Origin of the sequence: Micromonospora sp. NPDC047753, assembly GCF_040642735.1 — a bacterium.
Taxonomy (GTDB): domain Bacteria; phylum Actinomycetota; class Actinomycetes; order Mycobacteriales; family Micromonosporaceae; genus Micromonospora.
Map to the genome: position 1 here is coordinate 1 of NZ_JBEYSL010000281.1, position 8,743 is coordinate 8,743.

Here is an 8,743-nt window from a genome sequence, read left to right on the forward strand (position 1 = left end):
CTCGGCGCGCACCGCACCGCGCATTCCGAGTTGGACCACGCCGTCTACATCAAGGCTGGCACCGGAATCGGCTCCGGTGTGATCTCCAGTGGACGGTTGCACCGGGGCGCGCAGGGGTCGGCCGGGGACATCAGCCACTGTCGGGTGGTGGCCGATCCTGCGCCACCGTGCACCTGTGGAAACGCCGGCTGCCTGGAAGCCGTGGCCAGTGGTGCCGCGCTGGTCACCGCGCTCCGGGAGCAGGGCGTGCCGGTCTCCGACCTGACCGGTGTGATCCGGCTGATCGACGACGGTGACCGACAGGCCACCGCTCTCGCCCGGCAGGCCGGCCGCGCCGTCGGCGAGATCCTGGCCGTGGTGGTCAACTTCTTCAACCCGCAGGTGGTGGCCATCGGTGGTCGGCTCGCCGACTGTGAGCCGCTGCTGGCCAGTATGCGGGCCACCCTCTATGAGCGGTGCCTCCCGCTGGCCACTCAGACCCTGCTCATCGAACGGGTCGCCGCCGGCCAGGACGTCGGCATCACCGGTGCCGCCCACCTGGTGATCGACCACGTCGTGGCGGCCGCCTGACCTCGCTCACAGCGACCGCATCGCTCACCCAGGGTGATCCGCATCAGTGTTTCATGCCAGATTTATCTGCTTTTGCGCATGCGGCGGCACTGATCATCCTGACATTTTCCTTACAGGCAGTCACGTAGCCTTCCGGTGTTCCTCACCCACCCGTGACTGCTCCTGGAGGTTCCGACGTGCGGATCAACGGACGGCTGCTCGTGCCGATCTCGTTGGCAGCGGTGCTGGCGACCGCCGCCTGTGGCCTCTCGGCACCGGCGTCCGGGCAGGCCGAAGTCCCACGTTCGGGCCCGAGCACGCAGAGCTCAGCTCCGAGCCCCGACGACACGCCGACCTCCAGCCCGACCCCGGACATCCCGACCGACGCGCAGGTCCCCACCAGGGCCGCCGGCACCTTCACCACCGCCACCGGCAACGGTCGCGTGATCGGCAAGGGCAAGAAGCGGGTGCGCTACAGCGTCTCGGTGGAGAAGGGCATCGCCTGGGGTGAGATCCCCGCCTGGAAGCCGGCCCGGTTCGCCGCGAGCATCGAGCAGGTGTTGGCCGCACCGAACGGATGGGCCACGTCGGCACAGCACCCGGTCACCAACGCGGCGGTGAACCTGAACCGGGCGTCGTGGTCCTTCCAGCGGGTCGGCAGCTCAACTGTCGACGTCGACGTGCGGCTCGCGACACCGAGGACAGTGGACAGACTCTGCGGCGCGAGCGGCGTCGACACCGAGGGGGTCTACTCCTGCAAGTACGGCAAGACCATCATGATCAACCTGCGGCGGTGGCTTCAGGGATCGCCGGGATATCCGGTCAGCATCGACGAGTACCACGCCGGCGTGATCAATCACGAGTTCGGCCACTTCCTCGGCTTCGCCCACATGAAATGTGGCGGTCGCGGCAAACCGGCCCCGGTCATGATGACGCAGACGATGGGCCTGGGCGGGTGCGTGCCCAACGTCAGCCCGTTCGTCGGCAACGGCCAGTTCGTCAGCGGACCGTGGGCGCGATCCTGACCTGACCCTTGCTGTCTCAACGAAGCGCAGCGACGATGCGTCCGACGGAGGTAGACGGATTACCATCCGGGGGCGGGTCGAGTCGACCAGCCCGCTGACAGGCGTCCTCAATTCGGTCGCGGAAGTTGCCGAAGTCGAGCCTGGTCTTGTCCCAGGAGGGGTCGTGCTCCCGCAGCAGGTCGCGGGCTCGCTTGGCGTTCTCCACGAATCGGCTGCAGTTGCCATAGTGGAGCAGCAGCCACACCTCGAAGCAGGGATTGGACCAGGCCAGATTGACATCGGCGTCTACAGCTTCGCGGGATGCTGGCTCGGTGGCGAAGTCATCGACGTCGCAGACCGCCCACGCTTCGTCGAAGTCGTCGCGCTGGCGGCGGCGCGCCGCACCTCGTACGACGTTGACCGGGGAGCCGCGCTCTGCCACGACGACCACCCGAGGCCGTACCCACTCCTCCTGCTTGAGGCCGTTGAAGTAGTCCCGTTCCGTGGACTCACCGTTGGTGGCGATCAGCACGGTTGTCCGCTGCTCTCGGGTCGATACGCGGCGGCGGAGGTCGGTCTCGCGGCCACGGCCGGACCGTATCGAGCCCGAGGTACGCCGGTCACCCTGCCGGGGTGTCATCCGAGCCTCCACGGGTGGCAAGGGCCTGCTCAAACAGGTCGGTGGACAGGTTGGGAACTGCGCCGTAGTTGCCGTTCAAGTAACGGCGCTGACGGTTCTCGCCTTCTTTTCGAGGCTTGAAGTCGGTCAACGGATACAGCGAGGAGGCACCCTCGTTGTCCTTCTCCACGAACCAGATCTCATCGCGGCGGAGGATCTCCTCAGCGTCGAGGGTGCCGAGCAGGGCGGCATCGTGGCTGGTGAAGATGAGTTGGCCGCCAAGTGGGTTCGCGGCCGGGCTGCGGAACAGGCTGATGAGCTTGGCGGTCAGGATCGGATGCAAGCTCGCATCGATCTCGTCGATCAGCATTGTGGTGCCGGTACGTAGCATCGCTGCGGCATGCAGACCCAGGGTCAGCAGTTGCCGGGTGCCGGTCGACTGGTCCTGGAGGTCGAGCAGTGCGGTGCCGTGCGGACCCTGATGCGCGAACTGGACGCGGGGCGAGGGCCGGATAGCCGCGACGGCTTTCTTCAGCCGGTCGCTCAATCTCCTGGCTGGGAGGACGGACCAGTCGGCCTGATCATGACCCGGATCAGGAGCGATAACGACGTCGACGATCCCCACATCGGCAGCCTGCAACAGGTCAACGACCAGGCGGCGTACCTCATCGGCATCCGATTGGCCGATACGGACGAGGGCGGACAGCCCAGAGTTGGGGTCGGTACGTTGGCCCGTCAGGTAGAACCACCGGTAGGTGTCGTGCAACGGCTGTGGGTTTGTCGGATCCGGTTGGGGACGGCTCTGGCCAAAGCGCGCGACAGTGCTGAGAAATAGGGCTGTTGGCGCGGTGATGCCAGCGATCTGCTCCAGGTCGCTGCGCCGGCCCGACTCCTCGCCCCAGTTGAAGGCGTCACCGTCTCGCTCGAATACGCGCCGCCGGCGCCCTAGTGGAAAGTGGTAGAGCCACTCCTCCACCACCCGGTCGTCGTCGATCGTGAAGCCATAGGTGTGTCTGACTCCGCCGAGCCGAAGGTCGACGACATAGCGAGATGGCTGGACGGCGACCTCCGAATCCAACCGGAACGGCTCCCGGGACAGGCCCACACCGGGCTCGACCGCCCGGTCAGACTCCACGACCAATTGCCGCATGAACGCCAGCGCGCCCAGGCAGTTCGACTTGCCCGACGCGTTGGCTCCGAAGATGCCGACGACTTGGACTGCCTGCGGAGCCGGCTCGTCGGCCTCGGCTCCGTCGCCGTAGACGGGCGTCAGATTCAGCTGATGCTCGTCGCGAAACGAACGATGGTTGGCGAAGCGAAAACTCAGCAGCATTGGCCGCGTGCCCCTAGCTCGTGGGCGGTTACAAGTACATCTCTGCGAGTAAACCACGAGAGGGCGGCAGAAAGGGGCGACGCAGGCCAGCCTTGCCGCTGGCCGGCGGCGCATGCCGTCAGTGCCGAAGCTGCGCGGCTCAGGCCCGTGAGTACTCGGCGGCCGTGCGCTCCACGTCGGCGATGAACTCTTCGAGCTGCGTCTCGGTGGGACCGCGGTCCTGAAGCAGCTTGCCGAGGAATACGATCTGCATCTTGAGGGCGATCTCAGGGCTGAGGTCGTCGATCAGCCCCGATCTCACCGAGGGCCGCGCGGACGAGCGCTTCCATCTCCAGGGTGGGCAGCGACTCCGCGCCCGGAAACTGAGTACGCGTCTCGGCGATGAAGCGGGTGACGTCGGTAGAGGAGTGAGCGCTGGAGGAATGGTCGTTGACGGCGATGGCGAACGCAGCACTGATCATCTGGGTGCCGCCACCCCAACCGGATTTCTCCAGCCCGTTCAGGAGCTGGTCCACTGCGCCCCAGTCACGCCGTGCCATCGCGCGAATCAGGTCGCTGAACGCGGTCCGTACGCTCAAGAGCAGCTCATACCCGGCTGGCGAGGTCTGCCGCCTCGACGAGGAGCGCGTCCAGATCTTCGTCGGAAATGGCGCCGTCGCCCAGAATCTGCAAGATCACCAGACCCTGAATTCTTCCGGCCATCTGGGGATCGATGTCCGTCTCGATGGCAGGGTCCATTGCGGCGTGGATCAGCCGCTCGGCCGCGTTGGCGTCGATCTCTGGTGTGCCGGCCGGTGTGCTTGCCCGCATGTCGGCCACGAACCGCATGATCTCACCAGGCGTTGCCCGCTCGTCGAAGCATCGGTTGACCGCGAAGTAAAAGACTGCGCCGAGCAGGGTCGGGAAGCCGTCCCAGCCAAGCTCGTCTAGGCGGGCCTCGATCCGGTCGTTGGCTTCATGGTCGCCTCTGATCATCGTCCGGATGTAGTCGACCATTTCAGGGCTGCTCATCAGATCGCTTCCTTTCGCGGCGCTTCTTTGCCATGTTCCAGACCCCTCGAAGTCCCACGACGACCGCGCCAGCAGCCATGATGACTGATGTGACGGGGTGTTCCAACTGGGGACGGTCAGCCGGCGTGCCGGGGTTGGCGGGGGTCGACGTCGTGCTACCAGTCGAGCCGGAGCCCTTCAGGCTTTTCTGTAGCTCGCGAAGGCCAGTGGTGATCGACTGCTCGGTCTGCTTGAGAGTGTCCTCGGAGTCGTCTGCTTTCTTGACATGACGGCGGAGGAACGCCTCTGCTTTGCTGCTGCGGACTTCGGCTTCCTCCACCAGCCGTTCCCCCGAAGGTGATGCGGCATCGTCTGGCCCGGATGATGCGGCGCCGGGGGCGATGGTGTTGACGTACCGGGTGATGTGCCGGGCGGCGGCGGCCAGGAGGCGGGCGTAGCGGCCGGCCTTGTCGCGGGCCACGGCGGCGTCGGTGGCGGCTGCCCGCAACTGCGGGTCGCTGCTGCCTCGCTGGACTTCGTTCAGGAGGGCCAAGGCATGCTCCGCGTCCGTGCGGGCGCGCAAGGCCGTGATGGCGGCGGCGTCGAGCTTTCCACGTACGGCGAAAAGCTGCGCGACGAGTTCGCCGATGCTGCCGCTCATCCGAGTTGTTTGAGGTAGCGGGTCGTGTGTTCAGCAGTGTTGACGAATCGGCGGCGGGTCGGCTCAACCTCTGCACTCGCGGCGGCAAGTGCCTGGTGGATAGCTCTCACGTCTTCGTCTCGGCTGTCGTGCAGGATGGCTTCTGCCGCTGCGGTCGCTGCCTTCGCTTCAGCGGAGGCCCGATCGAAGACCTCCGACCCTTGGCGGGCCGCTTCGATGGCGGCACGCAGGGCTACCTTGATTTCGCCGACGCTCATCGTGAAGTTTCGTTGTTCAGCCGAGCACGCCGATGTAGCGGCGTGCCGCCTCCGCACTGCCCTGCACCAGGGCCATGGCTTCGGCCAGGCGCTGCTTGCTCTGCTCGCCGCGGGCGATGGCCTCGGCGATGGTCGGGTGCCCGGTGCCGGCGGAGATGGCGCGGAGCCGGGCCAGCATCTGCTCGGTGTTGTCTGCGGCCGCCCGGATCTGATTGATTGTGGCGTTGCCCTGCTCGGCGGCCTGCATCAGCGCCGCCTTGACTTCCTCGATGCTGGCCATGCCGCCTCCGTCTGCCGATCGCGCTAACGGTTCACGTTTGCGTGGTCGGACGGACACTATCCGACAGGAAGTCGGCACGCAGCCCTGCATCCACGAGTCAAGATCAGGTACCGCCACTACGGATGGGATGTCCGGTGCGGTGGGCGACGGTAGCTTCACGGGGTGCACGAGAACACGACGGGCGAGCCGGGGCCATGGCGGATTCTGGGCGAGCGGACGGTGTACGAGGACCGTTGGCTGCGACTTGATCTGGTCCACGTGGAGCCGCCAGGACTCGAACCTTTCGCCCACCATGTCGTTCGGCTGGATCGTGTCGCCGTCGTCGCCGTGCTCGACGAGCACGATCGAGTTCTGATGTTGCGGCGCTACCGATTCATTCCTGGTGAAACAAGATGGGAACTGCCCGGTGGCATCGTCGAACCGGGCGAGCAAGCGGTAGCGGCGGCAAGCCGGGAAGTGGAGGAGGAAACCGGCTGGCGGCCCTCGGCCCTGACCCGTCTGGTCACCTACCAGCCGATGATCGGCATGGTCGACTCGCCACATGAAATCTTCGTTGGGCGCGGTGCCACTTATGTCGGCCCGCCAACGGACGCGGAGGAGGCCGGTCGCGTCGAGTGGGTGGCGTTGAGTGACATGCCGGATCTGATGGCGCGCGGCGAGTTGGCGGGGTCAGGAACCTTGGTCGCCATCCTGCACGTCATTGCTGGCCTGACGCCCAATCCGTCAAGCCCTTGATCCGATCTATCCGGCGTCGGTATCGCACAGATCCGGTCAGGTTCACCAGCGAGCCGGCTTCCCGTAGATGAGAGCGGGCCTCCTCACTTTCTCCACGAACCAGATGTGCCTGCGCGAGATCGCAGCGCATTCCCGCCGCGGCTCGCACGAAGGTGTCGTCCATCGCGACCAAAGCCGCCGACAACTCGTCGATAGACCGAGGGTCGCCCAGCAGCGCCAGCGAATGTCCCCGCCATCGCCGGAGGTGAGTTTCGTCGAGGAATATCCCTGGCAGATTGGGGTCGCGAACTCCTGTGACGGCTGAGAGATGCCCGCTCGCTCGGTCGAGTGAGCGGCGGCAATCGTCCGGGCGTCGGCTGAGCGCCCACAGCTCTGCTTCGGCGGCGGCCAACCAGGACGACAGTCGAGGCGACAACCGACTTCCTCCGCAAGCCTGAGCTTCCTGCACGAGCTGCGCCCCCAGCTCCGGTCGACCGGCATCGGCCAGAACGTATGCCTGCTCGCCCATGGCGTGGGCGAGGTGAAGTGGGTCGTCAGCCTCCCGTGCGGCGCCCTTCGCCAGTTCGTAGTGGCGCCAGGCGCGATCCGCCGCTCCGACATCGAGGGCCTGCCACGCCGCGAGCGATGCGGCTTCTGCCAGAGCGCGGGCGAGCGGTTGCCTGGCAGATGGCAGCACGGTAAATGACAGGCTCTCCTGAAGACGGGACAGATGGCTTTGCATCTGGTCGACAGACTGCGCCGCCCCTAGCTGACGGTCCATGGTGCGAAGAAGTTCCGTCTGATGCCGAAGGGTGCGCACCATCGATTGGCCGACCGAGTGCGAGGCGTCGAGTTGTTCGACCAGCCGTGCGTAACCGTTCCCGTCGTGGTCAACGGGCACGCTATCGAAAAACAGCTCGTCGTCGGTCGTGCCGAGGAGGTTCCGCAGGATGGCCGCGTAACTGCTTGAGATCTTCCGCCGGCCGTTCTCCCATTCGGAGACGTAGACTCCAAGGCTGTTGGTGGAAGCGATCATAAGCATGCGTCGGCGGCCGTACTGCTCGATCTCATGGACCAGCCTTGCCTGAGACCAACCCCTGGCAAGACGAGCGCGCCGCAGGTGATTTGTCATAGCCCCTGCCGATCGATGATGGCGGGTTCAGCCTGCCGTAACCGTGTCCCCATTCCAAGCGGCGGTGGTTAACAGCAGCGGGTTAACCCCTGTTGTCTATCGCAGACCCATGACACCCGGTCTGCTTTGGGCACTCCGCTGCTGTACCGCTGAACAAGCTGCGGCGACGGGGTGGGCGACGCCGCCTGAGCGATGCTGCTCGGGCGACGTCGCCTCCAGGGTCACCTGCCAAGGAGGGCACTGTCGTGCGCGCGTTTCTCCGTCATCTCCGGGCCAAGCCACCCCGGCCGGCGTCCTACCGAGCGGCCAACTACGTACCCCTGAAGCCCTGGCAGGTCCGCGGCCGCCGATTCACCCGGCGTGGCCGGCGTGGCGTGGACGCCGTGGAGGTCGCCGAGTTCCTCGACCGGGTCGCCCACGATCTCGCTGAGGTGTACGCGGCGCTGGGCAGTAGCCGGCGGGAGACCGAGCGGATCAAGGATGCGCTGAAGGGCTGGCAGTCACGGCGGGCCCGCGAGGACCTGGCGGCCCGCCGATGAGCGCCCGGTGGGTGGCGCACCTGCCGTTCACCGCTGCCGACCTGCCGGCAGCCCAGCACTTCGCCGGCACCCTGGCCCGCTCCCTGACCTTCCTCACCGAAGTGGACGCCGGTGAGACCACAGTGTCCGCCGAGGACGCTCAGGGCGTGCGCCATCGGGTGCTCTGCGACCTGCCGCTCGACGGCGGCCGGCGGTGCGTGCGGCGGGTGGAACACGACGGTGACTGCGCGGCCCGGCGGTGTCGGTGACCGCCGTGCCCGTCGTCGTCTGCCCGGACTGCGAGGGCATGACGTTCACGCTGGAACCGTGCCGGTGCACCACCTACGGCGACCGGTTCCTCGCCGACGCCGACGTGCTCGGGCCGCGCCGGGAGGCGTACCGGGGCTGCGAGCAGTGTCGCGGCGCGGGCAGCGTCGCGTACCCCTGTTATCGCTGCGGGCGGCGCGGCCGGCGGCGGGCGCAGCTTGTGGTCACCGTCGCCAACCTGGACACCGGCGCGGTCGCGTCCCTTCAGGTCGTGCCCGGCGGCCTCGACCCCCACCCCGACCCGGCGGGCCACTGGGTGGTCGACCTTTCTTCCCGGGTACGCGAACTCGCCGCCACCGTCGACGCGGTCCTGGACGAGGCCGACGCGCCTTCGCTGTGGCTGGACCGGCAGTGGCAAC

13 protein-coding genes and 1 pseudogene are annotated in these 8,743 nt (G+C 66.9%); 6 read left to right on the forward strand and 8 right to left on the reverse strand.

The features are described 5' to 3' along the window. Both ABZ749_RS22100 and ABZ749_RS22105 read left to right on the forward strand, forming a co-directional pair. Window positions 1-570: ROK family protein (locus ABZ749_RS22100; protein WP_357230468.1), on the forward strand; the 570-nt coding region annotated here is incomplete at its 5' end. Between the two features lie 176 nt (window positions 571-746). Further along, a complete protein-coding gene (locus tag ABZ749_RS22105; protein ID WP_357230471.1) occupies window positions 747-1,574 on the forward strand; it encodes a DUF3152 domain-containing protein in 828 nt (275 codons plus the stop codon). A 16-nt stretch (window positions 1,575-1,590) separates the two neighbouring features. Here the strand turns inward: ABZ749_RS22105 and ABZ749_RS22110 are convergent, their stop codons facing one another. The 7 genes from ABZ749_RS22110 to ABZ749_RS22140 all read right to left on the reverse strand — a co-directional run bounded on the left by ABZ749_RS22110 (window position 1,591) and on the right by ABZ749_RS22140 (window position 5,693). Then, entirely contained in the window at window positions 1,591-2,085 is a 495-nt protein-coding gene (locus tag ABZ749_RS22110; protein ID WP_357230474.1) for an RloB family protein, read from the reverse strand. 88 nt (window positions 2,086-2,173) lie between these two features. Then, window positions 2,174-3,505, reverse strand: a complete 1,332-nt coding sequence (locus tag ABZ749_RS22115; protein WP_357230477.1) for an AAA family ATPase — start codon at window positions 3,503-3,505, stop codon at window positions 2,174-2,176. 266 nt (window positions 3,506-3,771) lie between these two features. Next, window positions 3,772-4,083 carry a hypothetical protein gene (locus tag ABZ749_RS22120; protein ID WP_357230480.1) on the reverse strand — a complete coding sequence of 104 codons (312 nt, stop codon included), beginning with the start codon at window positions 4,081-4,083 and terminating at the stop codon, window positions 3,772-3,774. 7 nt (window positions 4,084-4,090) lie between these two features. Beyond that, on the reverse strand, window positions 4,091-4,516 hold the full coding sequence (locus ABZ749_RS22125) for a hypothetical protein (RefSeq protein WP_357230483.1): 426 nt from the start codon (window positions 4,514-4,516) through the stop codon (window positions 4,091-4,093). After that, on the reverse strand, window positions 4,503-5,156 hold the full coding sequence (locus ABZ749_RS22130; RefSeq protein WP_357230486.1) for a hypothetical protein: 654 nt from the start codon (window positions 5,154-5,156) through the stop codon (window positions 4,503-4,505). The genes ABZ749_RS22125 and ABZ749_RS22130 overlap by 14 nt, the downstream gene beginning before the upstream one ends. After that, window positions 5,153-5,413 carry a hypothetical protein gene (locus ABZ749_RS22135; RefSeq protein ID WP_357230489.1) on the reverse strand — a complete coding sequence of 87 codons (261 nt, stop codon included), beginning with the start codon at window positions 5,411-5,413 and terminating at the stop codon, window positions 5,153-5,155. Before ABZ749_RS22135 ends, ABZ749_RS22130 begins: the two co-directional genes overlap by 4 nt. 16 nt (window positions 5,414-5,429) lie before the next feature. After that, the gene (locus ABZ749_RS22140) at window positions 5,430-5,693 is read right to left on the reverse strand and encodes a hypothetical protein (RefSeq protein WP_357230492.1); all 264 of its coding nucleotides are present in this window, start codon (window positions 5,691-5,693) and stop codon (window positions 5,430-5,432) included. Between the two features lie 162 nt (window positions 5,694-5,855). Here ABZ749_RS22140 and ABZ749_RS22145 point away from each other — a divergent pair, with 162 nt between their 5' ends. Beyond that, window positions 5,856-6,428, forward strand: coding sequence for an NUDIX hydrolase (locus ABZ749_RS22145; RefSeq protein ID WP_357230495.1), 573 nt, complete (start codon window positions 5,856-5,858; stop codon window positions 6,426-6,428). Here ABZ749_RS22145 and ABZ749_RS22150 read toward each other — a convergent pair. Beyond that, on the reverse strand, window positions 6,391-7,539 hold the full coding sequence (locus ABZ749_RS22150) for a helix-turn-helix transcriptional regulator (protein ID WP_357230499.1): 1,149 nt from the start codon (window positions 7,537-7,539) through the stop codon (window positions 6,391-6,393). The two genes, ABZ749_RS22145 and ABZ749_RS22150, sit on opposite strands and share 38 nt — an antisense overlap. Before the next feature lie 245 nt (window positions 7,540-7,784). Here ABZ749_RS22150 and ABZ749_RS22155 point away from each other — a divergent pair, with 245 nt between their 5' ends. From ABZ749_RS22155 to ABZ749_RS22165, 3 genes and pseudogenes are all read left to right on the forward strand, one after another. Further along, window positions 7,785-8,078: a DivIVA domain-containing protein gene (locus ABZ749_RS22155; protein ID WP_357230502.1), complete on the forward strand. Its 294-nt coding sequence runs from the start codon at window positions 7,785-7,787 to the stop codon at window positions 8,076-8,078. Next, window positions 8,075-8,326 carry a hypothetical protein gene (locus tag ABZ749_RS22160; RefSeq protein ID WP_357230505.1) on the forward strand — a complete coding sequence of 84 codons (252 nt, stop codon included), beginning with the start codon at window positions 8,075-8,077 and terminating at the stop codon, window positions 8,324-8,326. The genes ABZ749_RS22155 and ABZ749_RS22160 overlap by 4 nt, the downstream gene beginning before the upstream one ends. Further along, window positions 8,323-8,743: pseudogene (locus tag ABZ749_RS22165) on the forward strand (hypothetical protein); the annotation flags it as partial. The gene ABZ749_RS22160 and the pseudogene ABZ749_RS22165, both read left to right, overlap by 4 nt.